Source organism: Shewanella sp. 3_MG-2023 (assembly GCF_030548765.1).
Classification (GTDB): domain Bacteria; phylum Pseudomonadota; class Gammaproteobacteria; order Enterobacterales; family Shewanellaceae; genus Shewanella.
Map to the genome: position 1 here is coordinate 73,991 of NZ_JAUOSH010000010.1, position 23,904 is coordinate 97,894.

General features: G+C 39.8%; 21 protein-coding genes. 12 read left to right on the top strand and 9 right to left on the bottom strand.

All coding sequences use genetic code 11. The features are described from left to right. Positions 1-34: 34 nt before the first annotated feature. From pdxH to speE, 5 genes are all read right to left on the bottom strand, one after another. Positions 35-673: a pyridoxamine 5'-phosphate oxidase gene (gene pdxH, locus Q4591_RS07805; protein WP_303460368.1), complete on the bottom strand. Its 639-nt coding sequence runs from the start codon at positions 671-673 to the stop codon at positions 35-37. A 206-nt stretch (positions 674-879) separates the two neighbouring features. Continuing rightward, entirely contained in the window at positions 880-1,812 is a 933-nt protein-coding gene (speB, locus tag Q4591_RS07810) for an agmatinase (RefSeq protein WP_102519666.1), read from the bottom strand. A gap of 30 nt (positions 1,813-1,842) precedes the next feature. Then, positions 1,843-2,772 carry an adenosylmethionine decarboxylase gene (locus tag Q4591_RS07815; protein ID WP_102438261.1) on the bottom strand — a complete coding sequence of 310 codons (930 nt, stop codon included), beginning with the start codon at positions 2,770-2,772 and terminating at the stop codon, positions 1,843-1,845. Between the two features lie 50 nt (positions 2,773-2,822). Further along, complete coding sequence (speA, locus tag Q4591_RS07820; protein WP_102438263.1) at positions 2,823-4,736, bottom strand: biosynthetic arginine decarboxylase; 1,914 nt, start codon at positions 4,734-4,736, stop codon at positions 2,823-2,825. Between the two features lie 28 nt (positions 4,737-4,764). Continuing rightward, positions 4,765-5,643, bottom strand: a complete 879-nt coding sequence (speE, locus tag Q4591_RS07825) for a polyamine aminopropyltransferase (RefSeq protein ID WP_198589280.1) — start codon at positions 5,641-5,643, stop codon at positions 4,765-4,767. A 498-nt stretch (positions 5,644-6,141) separates the two neighbouring features. Here speE and Q4591_RS07830 point away from each other — a divergent pair, with 498 nt between their 5' ends. The 4 genes from Q4591_RS07830 (at position 6,142) to Q4591_RS07845 (ending at position 9,619) form a co-directional block, all read left to right on the top strand. After that, a complete protein-coding gene (locus Q4591_RS07830; RefSeq protein ID WP_102438265.1) occupies positions 6,142-6,975 on the top strand; it encodes a S1 RNA-binding domain-containing protein in 834 nt (277 codons plus the stop codon). Positions 6,976-7,053: 78 nt separating this feature from the next. Beyond that, entirely contained in the window at positions 7,054-7,716 is a 663-nt protein-coding gene (locus Q4591_RS07835; protein ID WP_102438266.1) for a YceH family protein, read from the top strand. A 170-nt stretch (positions 7,717-7,886) separates the two neighbouring features. Further along, the gene (locus Q4591_RS07840) at positions 7,887-8,720 is read left to right on the top strand and encodes an ABC transporter permease subunit (protein WP_102476226.1); all 834 of its coding nucleotides are present in this window, start codon (positions 7,887-7,889) and stop codon (positions 8,718-8,720) included. Next, complete coding sequence (locus Q4591_RS07845; RefSeq protein ID WP_102438269.1) at positions 8,717-9,619, top strand: ABC transporter ATP-binding protein; 903 nt, start codon at positions 8,717-8,719, stop codon at positions 9,617-9,619. Before Q4591_RS07840 ends, Q4591_RS07845 begins: the two co-directional genes overlap by 4 nt. A gap of 698 nt (positions 9,620-10,317) precedes the next feature. Here Q4591_RS07845 and Q4591_RS07850 read toward each other — a convergent pair. The 3 genes from Q4591_RS07850 to Q4591_RS07860 all read right to left on the bottom strand — a co-directional run bounded on the left by Q4591_RS07850 (position 10,318) and on the right by Q4591_RS07860 (position 12,711). Continuing rightward, on the bottom strand, positions 10,318-10,524 hold the full coding sequence (locus tag Q4591_RS07850) for a cold-shock protein (protein ID WP_012155714.1): 207 nt from the start codon (positions 10,522-10,524) through the stop codon (positions 10,318-10,320). Positions 10,525-10,803: 279 nt separating this feature from the next. After that, on the bottom strand, positions 10,804-11,673 hold the full coding sequence (gene rlmA, locus Q4591_RS07855; RefSeq protein ID WP_102519661.1) for a 23S rRNA (guanine(745)-N(1))-methyltransferase: 870 nt from the start codon (positions 11,671-11,673) through the stop codon (positions 10,804-10,806). Between the two features lie 198 nt (positions 11,674-11,871). Then, positions 11,872-12,711 (bottom strand): hypothetical protein, encoded by an 840-nt coding sequence (locus Q4591_RS07860; RefSeq protein WP_102476224.1) that lies wholly within the window; start codon positions 12,709-12,711, stop codon positions 11,872-11,874. Positions 12,712-12,994: 283 nt separating this feature from the next. Here Q4591_RS07860 and sbcB point away from each other — a divergent pair, with 283 nt between their 5' ends. The 4 genes from sbcB to Q4591_RS07880 all read left to right on the top strand — a co-directional run bounded on the left by sbcB (position 12,995) and on the right by Q4591_RS07880 (position 16,560). After that, the gene (gene sbcB, locus Q4591_RS07865; protein ID WP_303460376.1) at positions 12,995-14,407 is read left to right on the top strand and encodes an exodeoxyribonuclease I; all 1,413 of its coding nucleotides are present in this window, start codon (positions 12,995-12,997) and stop codon (positions 14,405-14,407) included. Positions 14,408-14,449: 42 nt separating this feature from the next. Further along, complete coding sequence (cdd, locus tag Q4591_RS07870) at positions 14,450-15,340, top strand: cytidine deaminase (RefSeq protein WP_102531167.1); 891 nt, start codon at positions 14,450-14,452, stop codon at positions 15,338-15,340. A gap of 238 nt (positions 15,341-15,578) precedes the next feature. Next, positions 15,579-16,202 carry a LysE family translocator gene (locus Q4591_RS07875; protein WP_102438280.1) on the top strand — a complete coding sequence of 208 codons (624 nt, stop codon included), beginning with the start codon at positions 15,579-15,581 and terminating at the stop codon, positions 16,200-16,202. Between the two features lie 46 nt (positions 16,203-16,248). After that, entirely contained in the window at positions 16,249-16,560 is a 312-nt protein-coding gene (locus tag Q4591_RS07880; RefSeq protein WP_241904050.1) for a putative quinol monooxygenase, read from the top strand. Positions 16,561-16,642: 82 nt separating this feature from the next. Here Q4591_RS07880 and Q4591_RS07885 read toward each other — a convergent pair whose 3' ends face one another. Then, complete coding sequence (locus tag Q4591_RS07885; protein WP_303460381.1) at positions 16,643-17,827, bottom strand: GNAT family N-acetyltransferase; 1,185 nt, start codon at positions 17,825-17,827, stop codon at positions 16,643-16,645. Positions 17,828-17,916: 89 nt separating this feature from the next. On the opposite strand from Q4591_RS07885, the gene ggt reads away from it, so the two are divergent. The 4 genes from ggt to Q4591_RS07905 all read left to right on the top strand — a co-directional run bounded on the left by ggt (position 17,917) and on the right by Q4591_RS07905 (position 23,717). After that, positions 17,917-19,671 (top strand): gamma-glutamyltransferase, encoded by a 1,755-nt coding sequence (gene ggt / locus Q4591_RS07890; protein WP_303460383.1) that lies wholly within the window; start codon positions 17,917-17,919, stop codon positions 19,669-19,671. Between the two features lie 754 nt (positions 19,672-20,425). Continuing rightward, positions 20,426-22,042 carry a methyl-accepting chemotaxis protein gene (locus Q4591_RS07895; RefSeq protein WP_102476217.1) on the top strand — a complete coding sequence of 539 codons (1,617 nt, stop codon included), beginning with the start codon at positions 20,426-20,428 and terminating at the stop codon, positions 22,040-22,042. A 68-nt stretch (positions 22,043-22,110) separates the two neighbouring features. Beyond that, positions 22,111-23,310, top strand: a complete 1,200-nt coding sequence (locus Q4591_RS07900) for an outer membrane protein (RefSeq protein WP_102476216.1) — start codon at positions 22,111-22,113, stop codon at positions 23,308-23,310. A 14-nt stretch (positions 23,311-23,324) separates the two neighbouring features. Beyond that, positions 23,325-23,717, top strand: a complete 393-nt coding sequence (locus Q4591_RS07905; protein ID WP_102476215.1) for a phosphate ABC transporter substrate-binding protein — start codon at positions 23,325-23,327, stop codon at positions 23,715-23,717. The last annotated feature ends 187 nt before the right edge of the window (positions 23,718-23,904 follow it).

The following is a 23,904-nucleotide window of genomic DNA, read 5'->3' on the forward strand; positions in this document are numbered from 1 at the left end:
ACACATCAAACTTGCACGCAATTTAAGCCGTTTATCAAGGCGCAAGTCTATCGATAAGCCAATCGCTATCTTGTTTTTGATAAATAAAACGGTCATGCAAGCGGCGCTCGCCACCTTGCCAAAACTCAATACTGTCAGCTTTTACGCGGTAACCGCCCCAAAACTTTGGCAACGGCACTTCACCTTTGGCAAATTTATTCTTCATCTCATTAAATTTACCTTCAAGGGCTTGTCTTGCGCTAATTTTACTGGACTGTTTTGACACCCATGCAGCTATTTGACTGTCTTTAGGGCGGCTCATAAAGTACTTAGTCACTTCAAGCATGGATAACGGCTCTGCCACGCCAGTGACGGCGACTTGGCGCTCTAATGGATGCCATGGGAACAACAAACTGATTTTGGCATTGTGAGCCAATTGAGTGGCTTTACGGCTTTCTAGATTGGTGAAGAAAACAAAGCCATCATCATCAAACTTTTTTAATAGCACAATTCGTTGGAAAGGTTGCCCATCCTCATCAACAGTGGCTACGCACATAGCGGTTGGATCGGTTAATTGCGCGTCTTTGGCTTGCTCAATCCAAGTTTCAAATAACGTCATTGGATTAGCAGGGAGATCATTGCGCCTTAAACCACCTTGAGTATATTCACGGCGGATATCTGTTAAATCATTCATATCTTTGCTAAACCTCGTTAGATGCAACTGTCTTTGTATATGTTGCCATTATACTCACGAACACTGATATATGATCATGACAATATTGACAAATATTATCAGCATTGAAAAACAATTCATTTCCGATAAAAAAAACCAACGATGAACGTTGGTTTTATAAAGGAGCATTTTAAGTGTTTAGTCGTTAATTTAAGACTAATTTGCGACTATTTTTTTACTAAACCTTTGCCTGCAGCCCAAACGTGGAGCATTTCCAGCCCTAAGGTTGCCCCAGCTAAAGCGGTAATATCAGCAGAATCATAGGCTGGTGCTACTTCAACTACGTCCATACCAACTATGTTCATGCCACGTAAGCCGCGGATGATCTTCATCGCTTTATCACTGGTTAAGCCACCACAAACTGGCGTACCAGTACCTGGCGCGTAAGCAGGATCTAAACAATCAATATCAAAGGTCACATAAAGCGGCATATCGCCCACTCTCGCTTTAATTTGTTCGACAATTTGTTCAGCAGTTAAATCATTGGCCTGTGCAGCATCAATCACTTTAAATAGATGATCGGCGGCATTAAATTCAGTACGAATACCAATCTGAATTGAATTTTCAGGCGCAATTAAACCTTCATTAGGCGCATGATAAAACATAGTGCCATGGTCGTATTTACTGCCTTGGCTATATGTATCGGTATGTGCATCAAAATGCAGCAAAGCCATTTTGCCGTACTTTTTATGATGAGCACGCAGCAGTGGTAAAGTCACAAAGTGATCGCCACCAAAACTGAGTAGTGCTTTATCTGCATCAAGAATACGGGTGGCAAACGCTTCTAAACGGCTGGTGAAATCTTCTTGATCGCCACAATCAAACACTAAGTCGCCAGCATCAACAATATTGATGGTTTCGCTTAAGCTGAAATCCCATGGCCAACGAGTTTCTTCCCACGCAAGGTTGACTGATGCACGGCGAATGGCTTCAGGGCCCATGCGGCCACCAGAGCGACCCGTGGTGGCCATATCGAAAGGCAAACCAATAACCACCACATCGGCATCGGTTTCAGTGGGTTTAAAATCTAATGGCTGACGTAAGTAGCCAAATGCATTTGAATACAAAGAGTAATCTGCTTTTTCAGCAAAAGTGCTCATAAAAATCTCCGTAATGGCTTAAGCCAATAACTACAAATATTCTGGGATCAACACTTCATGACAAAGCTGCTGATAATGACTGAAATCAATGGTATAGCCTTGCTCAGTAGCTAATGAGCAACTTCCTAAACATAGATGTTCAGGGAACCCCTGAGTATTTCTCGGGGAGTTAAAGCCAATCACATCCCAGCTACCAGGGTTGAGAATGCCCAATAACTTGCCATAAACATCAACAGGATAATCTGCAAGATTGAGATTCGTTTCAAAGCTCACGTAGGAGCTTTTTTCTTGCGGGGTGATATGAATGGTGAAATAGGACTCATCTTTGATGCCATTGATGGAATAACCAAAAGGCTCAAATAAAAAGTCATCAATAATAAAATCAGGAAATAGCACCGACAATTCAAGCAAGTCACGAATACCCTGTGCAGACTGATCTACGCCACGTAAATAATTCGCTGCAGCGCCATTAATGTGATACATCAATAGTTCATTAGTGACGTCAGTTGTTGGCGCAATAAATGGCTTTTTAGTACTGAACAAATAATGATGATGCGAGTCTAAGTGACCAATGCGATAGGCATTTCCGGTTACTGTTTGACGAATTTTAGTCAAATCTTCTTTAAATGAACTTGATTGTAAATGCGACAAATACTCGTTTTTACGCTGGTAACTGGCAAAAGCAATTGCTTGCTCCCCAACGTGGTCGATAAATGACATAACCGCATCAGCAAGGGTTGTCGTGCCGCACGTTAGCATCACAAAGCGATCATCCCAAACAAATAAGCTCGACTCGCTAAGCAAGTAGGCGTCGCAATAATCATTACTCACTGAAGATAAAATTTCAGCATTGGCACAAGCAACGATACCAGCCCAAAAAGGCTGGCCCAAATGCCGTAATCTAACATTGGAGTCAGCAATGATGACTTCAATTTTCTTTTCTGAACCTTCAAAAAACATAAATTAAACCTAAAACAGCGGCGCGCATTATCCGCGCCGCAAAAACACTTTTACGAGAAATCTTCTAAATAGGTATAACCTTTTAGACCTAACTGTAACTCTTCCAAAATTGATGCTCTTTCATCTTCAGCAATATGCTGATTCACAAGCTCTTCATAGGTACGCATAAATGCAACTGCATCAAGATTGACATAACGCAGCACATCAGCAACGGTATCGCCAGCCAACACAGACTCAATATTAGGTAAGCCATTGTCTTCTACACGCACAACCGCAGAATTGGTATCACCAAATAAGTTATGCATATCACCTAAAATTTCTTGATAAGCACCGACCATGAAAAAGCCAATCAAATATGGACTTTCAGCTGACCATGCAGGCACAGGTAACGTCGTTTCAATGCCTTGGCCATCAACATATTGATCAACAATACCGTCTGAATCACAGGTAATATCAAGCATGACCGCGCGTCTTTCAGGTGGCTTATCTAAACCGCTTAACGGCAATATTGGGAACACCTGATCAATCCCCCAAGCATCTGGAATTGATTGAAATAATGAAAAGTTAACAAAGAACTTATCTGCTAATTTTTCATTCAACTCATCAATAATAGGGCGATGGAAACGGTTATTATTACTTAATAAGCTTTTAAGTGCATGACAAACACGTAAATTGGTTTGCTCAGCCCAAGCGCGCTGCATTAAGGTCAATTGACCCATTGAGAATAATGAATGCGCTTCAGCAATATCACTTTGCGTATCATGATAAATTTCGATAATGGCGCGGCTATCTGGGCGCTCACTCATATCCGTCCATGACATCCACATGTTGTGCAGTAATTGCGGCGCACTCTCTTCAGGCGGATGGATCTCTTCAGGATAGTATGACTCGGTGCCAATCACATCAGTAATTAACACGGCATGATGCGCGGTTAAATGGCGACCTGATTCTGAAATAATTCGTGGCATAGGTTGGTCGTACTCATTACAAATATCGGTTAACACATTAACGATATTGTTAGCGTACTCAGCTAAGCCGTAATTCATCGAGTTATTACTTTGGCTTCGGGTACCATCATAATCTACGGCTAAACCACCACCGACATCGAAAGTATCAATCAAGGCGCCCATTTCACGTAATTCACAATAAAAACGTGCGGCTTCACTCACACCTTGGCGAATATCGCGAATATTGGCAATTTGCGAACCTAAGTGGAAATGGATAAGTTGCAATGATTCCATCTTATCGACGCGCTTTAACTCATTGAGCACTTTTAGTACTTGAGCTGCAGATAAACCAAATTTGGATTTTTCGCCGCCACTGGCTTGCCACTTGCCTTTACCTTGGAAAGCTAAACGGGTACGTAAACCTAAACGTGGTGTCACCCCAAGTTTTGCTGACTCTTCGAGAATTAGCTTAAGCTCTGAATACTTCTCAATGACGATATAAACTTTATGACCTAGCTTTTCACCAATTAAGGCTAAGCGAACATACTCTTTATCTTTATAGCCGTTACAAACAATAACTGAGCTGGCTTTTTGCGCCATCGCCAGTACCGCCATTAATTCAGGTTTACTACCTGCTTCAAGGCCAAGTTGTGGCACTTCTTTAGACTTTTGACTGGCAAGAATTTCTTCAACTACGGTTTGCTGTTGATTCACTTTGATCGGATAAACTAATAAATAGTCATTCTGATACTCGTATTTTTGTATAGCGGCATTAAACGCATCACATAAGTTTTCAACTCGGCGATGCAAAATTTGCGGAAAACGAACTAATACAGGTAACGACACCCCAGCTTTAACCATATCTTTGGCAAGTTCATTTAAGCCAATGGTACAGTTTTGTTTGGATGGATCTGGAGTAACAGTCACTTCGCCATCATCTGCAATACCAAAATACTGCTGGCTCCAATGAGTCACGTTATAGCTTGCACGTGCATTTTCGATAGACCAATCTTTCATATTTTTTATTCCGTCTATATCAAGCAAATTATGCAGTGGTTACTTGCGCACTTTTGACTGCATTTTCTACAAAAGCTGGCAATGCAAAACTTGCCATATGAAGAGCAGGCGTATAATAACGAGTATTAATGTTTGCCGTCTCGAACCGTTGGGTTAATGTTGCTAAATCTTGCTGTCTGGCACACACATTATCGGTAGCCCACGCAAATGCCATGGTGCCACCAATATAAGTCGGTACTGCTGCAGTGTAAAACCAGCAGTCTTTTACATAAGGGCTCATTCTACGAACCGTATCTTGTATTTCTTCAGGCTGTAAAAAAGCCACACCGTTTTGGGCCACAAAAATCCCCTGCTCAGTTAAGCAGCGTTTACAATTTTCATAAAATGGTGAACTAAACAGTACTTCACCAGGCCCCACCGGATCAGTGCAATCAGAGATAATCACATCAAACTTGTCTTGGCACTGGGCAATAAAATGCATGCCATCATCAATGACCAAGTTTACTCTTGGGTCTTCAAACGCACCTTGAGAATGCTGCGGGAAATAGGTTTTACACATCTCAACCACATTAGCATCGATCTCAACCATAGTAACCTGCTCAATCGCGCTATGTTTAAGCACTTGCCTTAGCATACCGCCATCGCCGCCACCAATAATGAGTACTCGTTTGGCTTTACCATGGGCAATAATAGGTACATGAGTCATCATTTCATGATAAACAAATTCATCTTTTTCAGTGGTTTGAATCGCACCATTTAACGCCATAACACGGCCAAATGTTTTATTTTCAAAAATACTTAAATGCCACTGCTGTGTTTTTTGTTCAAACAAAACCTGCTCAACCTCAAAATACTGACCATAGCCAGCGTGCAATGTTTCGTAATAAATATCTGATTTGTTTATCATGTTATAAAAGTCCAACGTGGTTATTTTTGTAATAACACCACGTAGAAATAAGTGAGCAAAAAGAGTCATACAAAGCGACCAAAACGATGTGGTCATGAACGACTCAGTTAATAGCAAACAATCAAGCCTCAATACCTGCTGTGCGCTAGCCATAAACATAGCAAACAGTCTCACGGTTATGACACAACAGAAACTTGAAAAGTGCAAATAAAAAAGCGGCGCAATTAAACCCTGCTAACCGGTTAAATGCAAGCAAGAAAAATCCATTTTAATATAAAAATATCTTAATATTTAGCCACTGCAAATTGATGATGTTTTTTTTGTTAAATAACAAAAACTTACTAACCAATAGCAATAGCATGTTATCTGACAGTATAGATGATCGTCATCACCTAAAATTAACTTCAATGAGTTTGTTTAGAAACCCAAGTTACAAGCAAGCTGATTGCGTATATAATCAAACTGTTTTTTCATAACCTAAGTTAACCAGAGTCGCGAATGATACAGATCGGAAAGAAATACTCCCTAGAGGTCGTTAAACAAGTTAATTTTGGCGTTTACCTAAATGCTGAAGAACTTGGGCAAGTGCTGTTACCCAATAAATTTGCCCCTAAAGGCTGTCAAGTCGGCGATATGGTAGATGTTTTTCTTTATCTCGATTCTGAAGATATTGTTATTGCGACCACCCAAACACCTTATGCACAAGTGGGTGAATTTGCTTATTTAGAGGCCATTGCTACTGGTCCTTTTGGCGCATTTTTAGATTGGGGCTTAGATAAAGATTTATTACTGCCTTTTGGTGAGCAGCATCGACACATTGAAGAAGGTAAGTCATACCTAGTTTATGTTCATGCCAATAGAGCCGATGAACGCATTATGGCATCAGCAAAAGTCGATAAGTTTTTAGACAAGACACCTGCTGAATATCAAGTGGGTGAAGAAGTTGACTTAATCATTGGTGGCACCACTGATTTAGGTTTCAAAGCCATTATTAATAATGCCCATTGGGGCGTGCTTTATCAAAATGAAGTATTCCAACGCCTAAGCTTTGGTCAATCAATCAAAGGCTATATCAAGCTAGTTCGTGAAGATGGCAAAGTGGATTTAATTTTACAAAAAGACAGCCAACAAAGCTTTGATAAAAATGCTGAAACCATTATTAATAAACTGCACCGCGCAGGTGGTTTTTTACCATTAAATGACAAAACTGATTCAGCGATTATTTACGAGCAACTCGCCATGAGCAAAAAAGCCTTCAAACGCAGCATTGGCGGTTTATTCAAAGCGAAACAAATTAGCATTGAAGCTGACGGCATTAGATTACTTAAATAGCAGCCTAAATAGCCAAATTATTTGATAAAAAGCATGGTTCTGTTATAACAAACCATGCTTTTTTATTTGGAGTAATTTATGGAACTTAGCAATCTGGAAGCCCGCATTATTGGCTGTTTATTAGAAAAAGAAATTACTACCCCTGAGCAATACCCGCTTTCAATCAATTCAATCACCCTTGCCTGTAACCAAAAAAGTAGTCGTGAACCCGTCATGGCATTAAGCGAGACTGAAGTACAAACCATTATTGATGATTTAGCCAAGAAGCGACTTATCAGTGAGCAGTCAGGTTTTGGCAGTCGAGTGGTAAAATACAAGCATCGTTTTTGTAATACCGAGTTCAGTGACTTACAGCTTAGTAGTGATCAACTTGCAGTGATAATTGTGATGCTGCTACGTGGGCCACAAACGCCCGGTGAGCTCAAAACCCGCTGTAATCGACTACATACTTTTGAAACGCCTCAGCAAGTCGAATCCACATTACAAGCGCTAGCCAGCCGTGAAGAGCCGTTAATCGTCCAATTGCCCCGCGAAGCTGGCCGTCGTGATAATCGTTACGCACAATTATTTTCTGATAAGCAATACCTTGAACAAGGCACAACATCATTCGATGCCAGTGTTGCAAGCACGCCATCATCAGCAGCAGATAAACAAGCCTTAGCCGCTAGAGTGGAGCTACTTGAAACCCAAGTCAGTGAGTTAACTCAGCGCCTTCAAGAACTCGAGCAATTATTAAACTAACACTGTTAATAAATAAGCATCTACACTCAAGCCACTTTTTATACTGCGTGCTCAGCAAACAACACTGTTGAGCACAGCTTGCCGGTAATTTAACAAAAATTAATCTGATAAATAGTAGCGATAAAGTATGATGACTAAAATATTATTGTATTTGCAAGGATTGATACTAAATGGATTCAACTCAAAGACCTTCAGCAATACGCCAATTATGGCTCATTGCCTCCTATGAGGTCAGTAAACGTTTTACCAATACCAAAGGCATTGCAGCATTAATCGCCTTTTCCTTGATCTGGGCGATTATCCTTTTATACCCAGTTAATAGTGCCTCTAGCTACCTACTCGAACCCGCAACCAAAGACTTGGTCCAAGGTCTATACGGCCCTGGCACCTTAGATCAATTATTTAATTGGTCTGTGGCTGAATTTGCAGTGTTTTGGTGTATTGCTTTATATCTGTTTCCTTTTTTCAGTATTTTCATTACTGCAGATCAATTTAGTTCTGATAAACAAAGAGGATCATTCCGATTTTTAAGCCTCAGAGTCAGTAGAGACAGTATTTTCTTTGGCCGTTTTTTAGGGCAAATGCTTATTCAATCAAGCCTATTACTACTGACCATTATCGCCACTCTTGTGATGGTAATAAGTCGTGATGCCAGTTTACTTGGCGATGCAGTAATTAGCGGCTTTGCGGTATTCTTGAGTATCACTATCGTCCTTTTACCCTATACCGCAGTGATGGCAGTGTTATCTTGGTACGCCAACTCTGCCAGAATGGCCAGCATTTATGCGGTAATCCTTTGGGCACTCAGCGGTATCGTCATAGCCATTATTAATAGTCAGCTACCTGCAGTTTCGTTCATTAGCTGGGTATTGCCGGGTTCACAGTTATCTTTAATGATTAATACTCAGGGTCTTGGCTCGCTTATTTACGCCCCGATCCCAATCATTCAAGCCATAGTTATCCTTGCACTTGGCCGAATTTACATGCAAAGGAGTGCACTATGAAGTTAATTACTTGTACTAATATTTCTAAGCAATATGGCAATAAAGTGGCGCTATCTAATATCAATCTGTCACTTGATGCTGGTGCGCCTATCGCGCTTGTTGGCCCTAATGGCGCCGGCAAAACTACCCTTTTTAGCTTACTTTGTGGTTTTATTCATCCCAGTAATGGTGAAATAAGCATTTTTGGGGAAAAGCCAGGCAGTGCTAAATTACAAAATATTGTCTCAGCTTTACCACAAGACGCCGCGTTAGACCCCAACTTTAGTATAGTGTCGCAACTTACTTTTTTTGGTAAATTACAAGGTATGTCAGGTAAGAAAGCTAAGCAAGAAGCACTTAGAGTGCTTGAATTAGTTGACTTAACTAGCTCAGCGCAAATGTTACCTAAAAGCCTCAGTCATGGAATGAGTAAACGAGTTTCGATCGCTCAAGCGCTGATAGGTTCGCCTAAACTGGTATTACTTGATGAACCCACTGCAGGGCTTGATCCTGTTAACGCAAAAAAAATCCGTCAAATAGTAAAAGACTTATCAGTAGAAACGACTTTTGTTATTAGCTCCCATAATTTAGAAGAGCTTGAAAAACTGTGCGATCAAGTTGTCTATTTAGAGAACGGTCAGCTACAACAATCGGTGTCAATGAAAGCTGATGCTGAAACCGCCTTTTTAACCTTGACGATGCAGCAAGCAGACATTAGTGCACTAAGTGATAAGGTGCGTTTACTGCCTAATATCCTCAATGTGAAAATTAACAACGATGAGCAAATAATTATTGAGCACCGTATAGATGTAAGCTTTAGCTTAGAGTTGTCATTACTAACATTATTTACCGAGCAAGGATGGCAATATAAAGCAATGATGAAAGGACGAAGCTTAGAAGAAACACTGTTTTCAAATTAAGCAGCATTAAGTTGATTAAATCTAACAAACCCAGCAATTATTGCTGGGTTTTAATTTTTAAAAGCAATTAACAAAAACGTGACCCCCGTCACACCTAGCACCCTCAATAATTTCAAATCGCTCTTAATCTGCACTTGCTCCCAAAATAAAAATGTCGATTTTTTAACTGTAAAAACAACATTGAACGATGACTTTATCTGCTTAGTAAACCTGATAGAAGCGTATACATTTTGCAATTAGCTAAATCAAATCAACATAAGAAAACATACAGCTGAAACTGGCTGACTAGGACAAATCAGCAAATTGTAGATTTCCATAGGTGGCTATAACGCCCAAAATCCAAGGTTCAAATAACGAAAATAGAGTGAGAAACAGACTGGGAAAACACTAAGAAATCGGCAGTAACGAAATAGCAATCACAGTAAATAAATAGTAAAAGTATTTCAGATGCAGATAAAAGCGAGGCAAAAAATGGAGTGGATTGATGCTTCTAAGCTGATGGAATGCAACTAAAGAGAGAGTCACCAAATCAACATCTAAACTAGCAGAGCATACTGCAACAACAAGGGTTAAAACAACTTATCAACCTAAGTTATTGAAATAAAGGTATTTAAACAAAGGATAGTTAAAAAAAGCAAAAAAAAACTGTAGTCAAAGACTACAGCTTTATTAATTATACTAGCCGAAGCTAGAAATAATTAAACTACAGTAACGTTCTCAGCTTGAGGACCTTTTTGTCCTTGAGTAACAGTGAACTGTACTTTTTGACCTTCGTCAAGAGTTTTGAAACCGTCTGAGTTGATAGCACGGAAGTGAACGAATACGTCTGGACCAGACTCTTGCTCGATAAATCCGAAACCTTTATCAGAGTTGAACCACTTAACAACACCAGTAACTTGAGACATGATATAAATCCTGTATATATAAATTAAAGCCTTAACGGCAGTAGAGCTGAAAATGCCGGTTTTACTTATGTTCACAGGACGAAACTGGTCGTATTGAAACACATAAACTAAGCCCAACCTTCAAGCCCGATAGATTATGAACCTTTTTGCGGGTATGTCAACTAAATCGCTATATAATTTGATATAGATGCTACAACAACAATATTCAGTGCTCGGACTAACAAAATTCACAACTAAATATCAGATTCAAATAGTAAAATACCAGTTCTATATGACAAATCAATTACGGATGTGAATTTCGATACTAAAGTCTAACTCGCAGCTAAGCCCTTGATTTGAAATTTCAGCCTTTTGCTCAGCTGTTAATTTCCATGCATAGGGAGTCATATTCAAAAAGTTTTCAATATCAACGACTTTAGATAACTCAAGCCGATACTGTAATCGCTCCTGATGTAAGCAGCTAAAGCCCTCAATCTGCGCTTTGGCTTCATCATGGGGTTTGGGCTCACTGTAAATAATTTTTTTCATTGCAAAATGGTGCATTGGCCCAGGTGCTACGGTAATTAAAATAGCCCCTTTTTTAAGTACCCGTTGCAACTCTTCTACTTTTGACGGTGCATAAATACGAATAGCTAAATCAAACGCTGACGCTGAAAACGGCATCTCATAAGCGCTAGCAACACAAAAGTCCATTTGTGGATAACGTTTAGAGGCGTAACGTATCGCAGACTTTGAGATATCTAACCCTTGTAAGTGACATGTTTGTTCAACATTGGCTTTTGGGGCGGTATCAAGCGAATTATTGCTTGCATTTAAGGCGCTATTTTCATTTAAAGCGCTATGAAGCCTGTTACTGTAATACCCCTCACCACAACCGATATCAAGCACGCATTGTGCATTAGCAGCATACTTAACCGCGAGCTGATTCACTTTCTCACTGAGCTTTTCATAATAGCCTTGGTTCAGAAATTCTCGGCGCGCTAGCATCATGTCTTTATTATCACCGGGGTCTTTGGAGTTTTTCTTCTGCACTGGAAGAAGGTTCACATAGCCCTCTTTAGCGCAATCAAATTGATGACGATTTTGACAATGCCATGATTTTTGGTGCAGTGATAACTCTGTTTGGCAGATTGGACAAATATATTGCATGACATAACTCTATAGAAATGAAAAAGGTGATTAAGTTGAATTCTAGCTTGTGATTTAAGTTATATTTAGAGATTAGTTAAGACTACAACTAATATAAATAGCACCGAAAACTCAAAAATAGTCTCGGTTAGTTATAATGCAGTTACTTACAATGCAGTTACTTACAAATAGTGTCGATTGATCCGCTGTAGCAAATAACTACTCATGTTCTTCAGTTAATTTATCAACCATTTGGCTAACATCCGCCGGAGCAAGCAAGCTAAAGCATTCAAGTTTACGCTGAAGATCTTCAACATTTTTTGATAACTCATTGGCTGCAGTAGCAAAATTAGTGCGCTGCTGCGATTGACTATAAGTTCTGAGTAACCAGCGGTGTTTATGACTGAGTAGATTATCTAACTTTATCAGCTGAGCGGCAATCACTGCGTTAACCTTATTATGCTCTGATGACAAATAAGCGGTTATTTCAGCTCGCACTTGTTCGATCTCACTCATATTTATCGCAATGGTTGCCGGCGCGTCTTCATAGTTAAAGCTGCGGGCTAATATCGCCCTTGCATGCATTAATGCTTTAGGTTCTTGATTAAGTCTAAAATCATCTTCAAGTTTAATGGCATCACCAAGCTGCCCTTTTACCTTAATTTGTAGACCTTCAGCAAATGAAAAGACTAATGTGGTTCCCTGCCTTAACATGGTCGCGGATTTTTTCGGTGCGACACCTGAGCGAGTATACAAACGAAAGCCTTGGCCTACGCCACGTTTTAGCTGGCTAATGAGATTGTGATCATTATCTACAATCGTATTGACTTGCTCTTGAACAGACACCTTAAAAAGTGGCTGACAAGTTAAAATGATAGTCGCACCTTGCAGCACATTCGCATTATTAAACTTCAGCTCTTTTACTATGACCTCAGCAATAGGCTGGCTCAATGCCGGTAATATCGCAAAATCACTTACTTCATCAGGTAGGCTAAGATGTAAAGTCTGATGCTGATCCACTTCATATTTAACGGGCTGACTTAATAAATGGTTATACATGTACTTACCTCTGATTTTTTTAAATTGTAACCAGCAAAATGATTTGCGTCACCAATTAATACTTAAGCCTATAAAATTAAGTGCTTTTTACATAATTCAGCTTTAATGACAAAGCGGTTTTCATACCATCAACAAGGTTGAATAATTTGCTCAAACGTCCCTTAAACCAGCAAAAATGCTCGATGCTAGAGTTAAAATCCAGCCAAACAAGTTACCACAGGTAAACATTCGTAATTAACAGTGCTAAGATGGCAAAACATGAGTTATAGGACAATAGTTAATTATGGCAAGCGCTTTACAACCTACTCTTTTCTGGCACGATTACGAAACCTTCGGGGTAAGCCCAGCAAAAGATCGCCCTTCTCAGTTTGCAGGCATCCGTACTGATTATGATTTAAACATCATTGGTGAGCCTGAAAACTTTTATTGTAAGCAAGCAACTGATTATCTTCCTAAACCTGAAGCAATACTTGTTACAGGGATCACGCCGCAATTAGCCAATTTAAAAGGCATGGTTGAATCAGAGTTTATGGGGCGCATTAATACCATTTTCAGCCAGCCCAATACCTGTGTCGTTGGCTACAACTCACTAAGATTTGATGATGAAGTTAGCCGTTATGGTTTTTACCGTAATTTCATTGACCCTTATGCCCGTGAATGGCAAAACGGCAACACTCGCTGGGATATCATTGATTTAGTCAGAGCCTGTTATGCCTTTAGACCAGAAGGCATCAACTGGCCATTAAAAGAAGATGGCTCGCCAAGCTTTAAATTAGAACAGTTAACCCAAGCTAATGGCTTAAGTCATGAACAAGCTCATGATGCTATGAGTGATGTTTACGCCACCATTGCCATTGCAAAACTCATCAAAGAGAAACAACCTAAGTTATATGATTATTACTTTAACCTTCGTAATAAAAATAAAGTTGCCGAATTAATCCAAGGCGACTTTATGCAGCCTTTGGTACATGTGAGTTCTAAAATCAGTGCAGCTAAAGGATGTGTCACTTTAATCGCGCCTGTTGCGCCGCATCCATCCAATAAAAACGCCATGATTTGTATTAATTTGGCAATGAATATTAGCCCACTGATCGACTTATCGGTAGAAGATATCGTCGAGCGCATGTATACCTCACGTGCCGATTTAGCCCCAGATGAATTACCGATCCCGTTAAAGCAAATCCACGTCAATAAATGTCCATTTATTGGTACGCCTAAGTTACTCACTGAAGAAGTGGCAGCAAGGCACCAATTTGATATGGACTTTGCCCGTCAGCAATACAAACTGTTCAAACAGCACCCTGAGCTACGAGAAAAAATGCAGGCGGTATTCGAGGCGAATAATCACCCTGCAGCGACAGATCCTGATTTAATGCTTTATAGCGGCGGTTTTTTTAGCCGCGCCGATAAAGCCAAAATGGAAATGATCCGCAATACCAAAGCCGAAAACTTAGCCGCGCTTAATCTAGAATTTGACGATCCCCGCATTGAGCAGATGCTATTTCGCTATCGTGGCCGTAATTACCCAGAAACATTAAGCCACGATGAGTCATTAAGATGGCGAGAGTTTTGCCAACAACGTTTATCAGATGCCGATTATGTGATTAATCTCGAAAACTTGTTGGAAGAAACCAGCGACAATGAACATAAGCAGAAATTACTAAAAGCACTGTGCATGTATTTACAAGCCTTATAACGCAAGCTTTTAGTCATTAATCATTTTATAAAGGAATTGGTCATGCAAAATCGCTTTATTGATAGCATCACCCAACTACCCAAGCCACTGGCAAGCGCATTAATACCATTACTTAATGACGATTTTTGTGGCCATATTGATGCAAGCCAATTAGCTCAGCTCGTCACAGCATCGCAAATAGATGAAGAGCAATTACTACTGAGCTTGTTGCCAATTGCTGCCGCCCTCGCCAAGCCAAGTATTAGTGAATTTTATGTCGGCGCAATCGCCAAGGGTGAAAGTGGTGATATCTATATGGGAGCCAATTTTGAATTAGCTTCTGAAGCTCTATTTCATACCGTCCATGCCGAGCAAAGCGCGATAAGCCATGCATGGCTCAATGGCGAGCAAAAAATTATTGATATTGTTGTCAACTTTACCCCTTGTGGTCATTGTCGTCAGTTTATCAATGAATTGGTCGACGGCATTGGTATTAAAATTCACTTGCCAGGTCAGCAATCACAGTTACTTAGTCATTATTTACCCTATGCCTTTGGCCCTGCTGATTTGCAGGTGACAAAACCTTTATTATCAAAAAGTAACATTGAGTTTAGTTTAAACTCTGATGATCCCATGATAATTGAAGCCATAGATCAAGCAGGCCTAAGCTATGCGCCTTATACCAATAATTATGCTGCAGTGGTACTAGAAACCAAAGACGGCAAAACCTATTGTGGACGTTATGCTGAAAATGCGGCATTCAACCCATCTATGATGCCAATGCAAATGGCGCTATCTAATTTAATTCGCCATAACCGTGAATACAGTGATATCAACCGCGTTGTGCTCATTGAGTCATCAAAGGGCAAGATAAGCTTAGTCAATGCGTCTATGGATACCTTGCAAGCGGTGTGCGCCATAGAACTTGAACATATCGTGGTTGACCCAAGTTAACTTATTAAATCTAAGTGACTAAATCTAAGTGACTAAATCTAAGTGACTAAATTTAAACCACTATATTTAAGCCACTCAATTTTAAAAATAGCATTGAATACAATCCATCGGCACCTTTGCTATGGGTTGTATTCAAATAGCAATAAATTAAAACACAGCCACATTTACACTCACATCTTAAAGCCTTACACTCTGCTCTTCCTTACTCGCTTGTTTCTTTAATGACATTAGAACCTTCATGCCAGATTTAACCGTATTAGCTGTATTTATTCCCACTTTCTTTTTTGTATCGATCACTCCCGGTATGTGTATGACACTGGCAATGACCTTAGGTATGAGCATTGGCGTTAAACGCACCCTTTGGATGATGCTAGGTGAGCTTATTGGCGTGGCATTGGTGGCTATTGCGGCGGTGATGGGCGTGGCTAGCGTGATGCTAAACTACCCTGATATATTTGCAGTCTTAAAATGGTTGGGCGGCGCTTATCTTGCTTATATTGGCATTAATATGTGGCGTTCAAAAGGAAAAATGGCCATTATCGAAGGCCAGCAAACAGATACTAGCATCAGTAATTCCGCATTAATGTCACAAGGTTTTATAACCGCTATTGCCAACCCTAAGGGCTGGGCTTTTATGATTTCACTGCTGCCCCCTTTTATTAATGTAGACCAAGCTGTTGGAACGCAACTTTTCTGGTTATTGTCGATTATCATGCTCACAGAATCAGCTTCGATGTTAGCTTACGCCAGTGGCGGAAAGAGCTTGAGACTTTTTCTATCTCGTGGGGATAATATTAAATTAATGAATCGCATAGCGGGCAGTTTAATGGTCGGTGTTGGCTTATGGTTGGCCTTGGGATAATCTTATAAAACAGATAAGTACAAGACCTACGAACATGAGTAATGACATGAGCAATGCTATAAGTAATAGCATGAATAAAGTCACCTTAACAGGCTATATACTAGTCCCTGAGGCTGAATTAAAAGCGGTGATTGAAGCACTTAAGGTGCATAGCCAACTCACAAAACAAGAACCTGGCTGCTTATCATTTTCAGTCACACAAGATGCAAGCAACCCTGTTAAGTTTTACGTCTCTGAAACCTTTAAAAACCAACAAGCTTTTGATCACCACCAGCAAAGAACAAGTCATTCTAACTGGGCCCTTGTGAGTAAAAATGTCAGCCGTCACTATCAATTCAATAGCCTCATCAAGGATTAAATAGCGGCTTGCAAAGCAGTCATTCAATATCCGTTGATAAAAAGCACACCATTTGGCTTAGTTTGTCAAAGCTAGCCAAAAGCTATTTATAAGGCGAACTTTCAGCTAACTGCTGCATGTATTGCTTTATGTGCCGTTGCTCCTGCAGACAATAATCTTCGATAGCATTGCTAAAGCCTTGATGAGTAAGGTTATGATTAGAATAAGTTTCAATGGGGACAAAACCTCTGGCCACTTTGTGCTCACCTTGCGCCCCAGCATCAAACACCATAAGCCCGTTCGCTATGGCGTACTCAATACCTTGGTAATAACAGGTTTCAAAGTGTAAGCCGTCAATAAATTGTAAGCAGCCCCAGTAGCGGCCATATAAATGCGTATCAGTGGCAAAGTATAATGCAGAAGCGATTAATTGTGCCGGCTGGTGCGTTGTTGCATCTGACGCTTTTGTCACTATCAGCAACTTAATACTTGCGCCCATAGTCTTAGCGATTTGATAAAAAAACTCAGCAGATAAATAACCGCCATGACCTGAGCGTTTTAAATAGGTTTGTTGATAACAAGCAATAAAGCCTTGCCATTGCGCAGCGCTGGCTTTATCGCCATCAATAAACTCAAAATCCAAATTGTGCCTAGCTAAAGCCTTGCGCTCTTTAATGATATTTTTGCGTTTACGTGACACTAATTGCAGCAAAAAATCATCAAAGTGCTGATAGTTATGATTATGCCAATGAAACTGAGTGCCTAGCCTTGAAATATTATCTTGAGCTAAATTCAAATAATCAGCCTTGGGTAAAAACAAACAATGCCAAGAAGAGTAATACCCTTGCCCAAGTGTCTGATTTAGAAATTCACTCACTGCAGCGATGATCTCGGCTTTGTTTAAACTTGATTGACAGCAATCAAACCCAATACGCTCACCACTTACTGGTGTAAATGGCACCGCTAGCACTAACTTTGGGTAATAGCTTAAGTCATTACGCTCATAAGCCTCAGCCCACGCCCAATCAAACACGTACTCTCCCCAAGAGTGAGATTTTTCGTAACAAGGCGCAATAGCAACAATAACACCTGCTTGCTTTACCACAATATGTTTGGGCAACCAGCCCGATTGCTCTGAAACACATTGGCTTTGCTCTAATGCATTAAGGTAATCAAATGAAGTAAAGGGGTTTTGATCTGAAAAAATACGTTGCCACTCAGCTTTAGTAATAACAGACACCGAATCATAAAAGCCAATATTCAAGTCAATAGTGTGTGTGATAGACATATTCCCTTAAAAAGCACAGTTACATATTGTGTATTAGATCATAGTTATGGCACATTGCAACACATGATTAAAATTATAAAGGATTGAAAATGGGTTTCTTTTCAAAACTAAAACCGATCGTCATATCAACAAGTATTGCGCTGACGTTGAGCATATCATCTTTTACTTCCCTACAACTGCATGCTGCAAATGAACAATCGATTTATAGCCGTTCTGATACTTCACAACCAATTTGGGCCAAACATGGCATGGTTGCCAGCCAAGAATCACTTGCAACCCGCATTGGTGTCGATATTCTCAAACAAGGTGGTAATGCTGTTGATGCTGCTGTCGCGGTAGGGTTTGCATTAGCGGTCACCTTACCTAGAGCCGGTAATATTGGCGGTGGCGGCTTTATGTTAGTTCATCTTGAAAAAGAAGATAAAACCATTGCTATCGACTACCGCGAAACCGCGCCAGCAAAAGCCCACAAAGATATATTTTTAAATGAACAAGGTGATGTAGTAAAAAAACTTAGCCGTGAACATGGTTTAGCGGTTGGCGTGCCAGGCACTGTGATGGGGTTTGAACTTGCGCTAAACAAGTATGGCACCATGAGTATGAGCGAAGTCGTTAAACCTGCTATTGAACTTGCGCAAAAAGGCATTTTAATTAATTCAGACTTAGCAGATTCACTTGATGGATTAAAACGCCGTATTTCACAATGGCCAAGTTCTGCCAAAATATTTTATAAAAGTAATGGCGACAGTTTTGCCGTTAACGACACCTTAGTGCAAAAAGATTTAGCTCATTCATTATCATTAATTGCTAAGCATGGCAGTAAAGGCTTTTATCAAGGCGAAACCGCTGAGAAAATTGTGGCTGCGATTCAAGCTGCTGGCGGAATAATGAGCATGAATGATTTGAAAAACTATCAAGTCATTGAAAGAACACCTGTAACAGGCGAATACCGCGGCTATAAAGTGGTATCCATGCCACCCCCTTCTTCTGGTGGTATTCATATCATTGAAATGCTTAATGTACTCGAGCACTATCCTATTGAAGAGTTGGGTCACAATACTGCACAAACACTGCATTTAATGACGGAAACCATGAAGCATGCCTATGCTGACAGAAGTGAGTATTTGGGCGATCCTGATTTTCATAACGTGCCGACAGATAAACTCACTAGTCAAAAGTATGCTGATTCAATCGCTAAACAAATTGCCTATAACAAAGCCACGCCTAGTGCCGAAATTAAGCCTGGTGATTTATCCGTTTACGAAAGTAATCAAACCACTCATTACTCTGTGGTCGATAAATGGGGCAATGCTGTATCAAATACCTATACCCTAAACTTCAGTTATGGTTCTGGGCTGGTTGCTGCAGGTACCGGCATTTTACTTAACAATGAAATGGATGACTTTTCCGCAAAACCCGGTATTCCCAATGCCTATGGCTTAATCGGCGGTGAAGCCAATGCAATTGATGCTCATAAAAGGCCACTAAGCTCAATGAGTCCAACGATTGTGATGAAAGACGGTAAACCATTTTTGGTGACAGGCAGCCCTGGTGGTTCACGAATTATCACCACCACATTGCAAGTAATCATGAATGTCATTGACCATAAACTCAATATTGCAGAAGCCACTGCCGCAGCGCGAATTCACCATCAATGGCTGCCTGATTACATTGGTGTTGAAACCAGTTTAAATAACGATACGGTGACTTTACTGGAAGCCAAAGGCCATCAAGTTAAAACCAGTAGCGCAATGGGCAGCACTCAATCCATAGTGATAACCGACAAGGGGTTGTTTGGCGCATCTGATCCACGACGAGCAGGTTCAGAAACCCTAGGGCACTAAAAATAAACCTCAAACATCTGCATTAACTATTTATGGACAATCAGCTACAACATAAATAGTTAATGCGCCTTTGTAGCGCTAACATTCATTGTGCTTATTATTTAAACACCGCTATAAACAATAAAATCACTCAAGCTTTGTAGATTAAGCCTGCCGCTATTTTTCATATATCCCAGCAATCCTCCTAACTTTCTACTAATGATGATGTTCAAACTTATGCAATTACAGCTCTATTTATACGCAAGATTGTATTATCAACTTAAAACCCAAACGCAATGTTAATAATAAGTTAACCCAGCAACGAAAACTAATTAAATTCCACTTCTTCGCAGCAGATTTTATATCAATATTTTAACAACTCAAAAAAACATTAAATAAAACTTAAGTATTTAAACATTACTGCCGATATTGTAACAACAAGAACAGACTTAAACATCGTAGCAACTATAATAACCACAAGGTAACAATTTTTATTTATAGTTCAATATCCGTTATAGGTAATTTTAAGCAAATGATGGATACCACACCTCTAAGGTGGCAATAAGTCAATATGAAAGGCATTAATTTTAAATACTAAAAACGTTTTACAACTTGAGAAAATGAAGTTATCGCACACAAGCAATAGCGATTTGCAATCAAAGATAACAAAAAGTAAAAGTTTCATTTTTAATATCAGCTATTTTACAACAGCCAATCATTATATAACCGAAACTTTAATGACTCACCTTTAGCTAGATAAGTAGGATTATTCGAAATGAAATTAAATAGCTTAAAAATAAAGCATCGGATCGCGTTATTAACCATTGTCGCAATATTTTCATTTATTATCTCGATATTAATTAACAATCAAAGCGTGCAACAAAATGCGCAACGGTTAAATGATCTTCAGTCTCAACTATATCCTGCGTTAAATTTAGCCACTATTAACGAAGGCCTGTTACTTCAATTGGAACAAAATATACAAACAGCGGTAACCACTGGCGAAGAAGAAAGCTTAGAGACTGCCGCCAATATGGTCAAACAAGTTATCAGCAACTTAGACGCAATTAAAAGCTTACTGCCTGCTGAGTCATTTGACGCTAATAATATGCAAAATGATTTATCACTGTATTTTGATAATGCACAACTTTTGGTCGCTGAGTTTTTAAAAAGTGATGTTGATTTTAATAAAATCACCATACAAGCGGCAGCCAATGCCAAACGCTATGAGCAACTTGTTGAAAAATTTAGTCAGAAACACTTAACTTTTTCTCAGCAGTTTGAATCAAGCATTGATACTACGCTGGCCAGTTCAGATACAGCAGCCAGTTCAATGCTTGCTATCGGTATCATTGCATCGATGTTTCTGATTGTGGTTGGTTTATTAGTTAACCGCTCAATCATTGTTACCCTTGAAAGTGTTACTCAGTCACTGCGTAATATTTCTGAAGGTGAAGGTGATTTACGCTCAAGAGTTGATTACCAAGGTAAAGATGAAATTGCAGATTTAGTCCATTGGTTTAACCAATTTGTTTCAAAATTACAGCTCAGCATTGCTGATACCAAGCAAACTACTGACAGTTTAGGGCTCGCTTCACAAACATTACTCAATAGCTGTAAAAATAGTGAACAAACAGTCAATGAGCAAAATCAATCTGTCGAACAAATATCCCATGCGATGAGAGAAATGTTCGTTAGCGTGGCCCACATTGCCGAATATGCCGCCAATGCTGCATCGGAAGCTGATAATGCCAATGAAGAAGCTTTACAAGGTCAGCAAGTGGTCAGTAAAGCCATTACTACCATTAACCAGCTCTCTGAAGAAGTCAGAACAACCTCCGTTGTGGTCAATCAACTTGAAGCCTTTACCAGTAATGTGAATGACATCTTGGATACTATCCGCGGGATTGCAGATCAAACTAATTTACTGGCACTAAATGCGGCGATTGAAGCAGCAAGAGCCGGCGAACAAGGCCGAGGCTTTGCCGTTGTCGCAGATGAAGTTAGAACGCTTGCTTCACGCACTCAAGCCTCAACACAAGAAATTCAACAAGTATTGCAAGAGCTTCGCTCTACTTCAACACAAGCGGTTGATGCAATGCAGCGTGGAATAGAAACCGCAGAAGAAGGCGTAAAAACCACTTCACTAGCAGGAGATGCATTAATCAATATCACTAATAAAGTCAGTGCTATATCCATAGTTAATGACCAAATTGCCGCGGCCACAGAAGAGCAACACAACACTTCAGAACTCATTCAACAATATGTCGCAGATATTGAAACCAATGCCGCTAAAGTAAAAATTACCACGGATGAAATGGGCGGGATTAGTCATGATATTGAAGGGGTTAGCCAACAGCTTCAATCCATTACAGGTCAATTTAAAGTCTAATAATTAGAAATATAAAGGTAGAAAATCACACTATTTCTGCCTTAAGAATAATAACCAGGAGTAACACTATGAGTTTTAATTTGAAAGCGCTACCTTTAGCAATTTCAGTCGCAATGCTACCAGCACTTGCAGTGGCCAATGACGCTACCGATGAAAAATTAGCCAAACTTGAACAACAAGTTAAATCATTACAAGCAAATCAAACTGCCAATTTGACCGAACGCTTCAAATTCAACGGATTTATGACGGGCGCTTTCATCACTTCCGATAACAACGCAGGTTATGCCGGAGCAACCACTTCAGCTAACTTCAATGAAGGCAGCAAATTTGGTTTACAAGGTACGTTTGCAATTACAGATCAGACTCAAGCTGTTATGCAGTTGATGATGAGAGGCGAAAATGATTGGGATGTAGAAGCTGAATGGGCTTATATCTCTCATCGCTTTGAAAATAATATCCAAGCTCGTGCAGGTAAATTACGTATACCACTGTATATGTACTCAGATTATCTTGATGTTGGTTATGCCCAGCCATTTGTACGTCCACCATCAGATGTATACGACCCAGTGCCATTTACCTCCTATACAGGTGGAGATGTTAGCTACGATGTTGAATTTGATGATTCAACAATGACCATTCAAGCTTTTGGTGGACAATCTGAAGCTGCTGGCGTTGACATGAAAAATATTTTAGGTGTCAATGTTACTTGGACTGATGAAACTTGGACTCTACGAGGCTTATACGGTGAAGCAATTTTAGACGGTGATGTTAAGCGTCAAATTACACAAGAACTAATGCCAAATACCGAGATCGATGTCACTGTTACGCTACTAGAAATAGATCGAGAAAAAGGCACTTTCGCGGGCGTTGGCGCTAGTTACGATAATGGATCTTTCTTAGCCATTACAGAGTTAACACGCATCGAAGTGGATGGCGCTTATCCTGATTCTGATTCAGGTTACTTAACCTTGGGTTACCGTATCAATGACTTCACACCTTATGTAACAGCTTCTTTCTTCGAAACTAAAGATAACGATAGCAGAACTATTATTGATGAGGCTTCAGCAATTCAAGCCGCTATTTTTAATGGCCAAAGAAAGTCATACAGTGCAGGCCTACGTTGGGATGCACTTGATAATTTAGCCATAAAATTCGACGTCACATACTCTAATGATTTTGGCGAAACATCTGGTGGATTAGAGACTAACATAGCAAAAGAATTTGATGATACTACCGTGTATACCGTTCAATTTGACGCAGTATTTTAATTAGGAGTGATGAAATGAAAAAATTATTATCTATTTTAGCGCTCAGTGTGAGCTGTGTGTTTTCTGTTAATGCTGCCGTAGTAGTGATCGGTAATCCAGCCGCTGCTGATATCAGCAAATCCGATGCTAAAAAAGCCTTTTTAGGCAAAGGTTCTTCATTTGTCGTTTATGAACTTGAAGAAGGCAACCCTATCCGCTCTGAATTTCATAGCGCAGTAACGGGTAAGTCTGATGCTCAGCTTAAAGCTTTTTGGTCAAAGCAGGTATTTACTGGTAAAGGCACACCACCAGCAACCATTGGTGACGCATCAGGCATGAAAGCTGCAATAGCAGCAGATGCTAATGCTATCGGTTATATTGACGAAGCCGATGTTGATGGCAGCGTGAAAGTAATTCTAAAACCATAACATTGCTCGAAATAGTGTGACTTAAACATAGATTATAAGCCTTGTTTACATATCACTAGTTAGTAATAAATAAAGGACTTAACTCTCGTTAGGTCCTTTTTTTATGTTTTGTTACAAAAGTAACCTAAAGGTATACGAAAGTATGATAAAAATTTGTTAATCTAGCAGCAAATCATAAACAAATAAC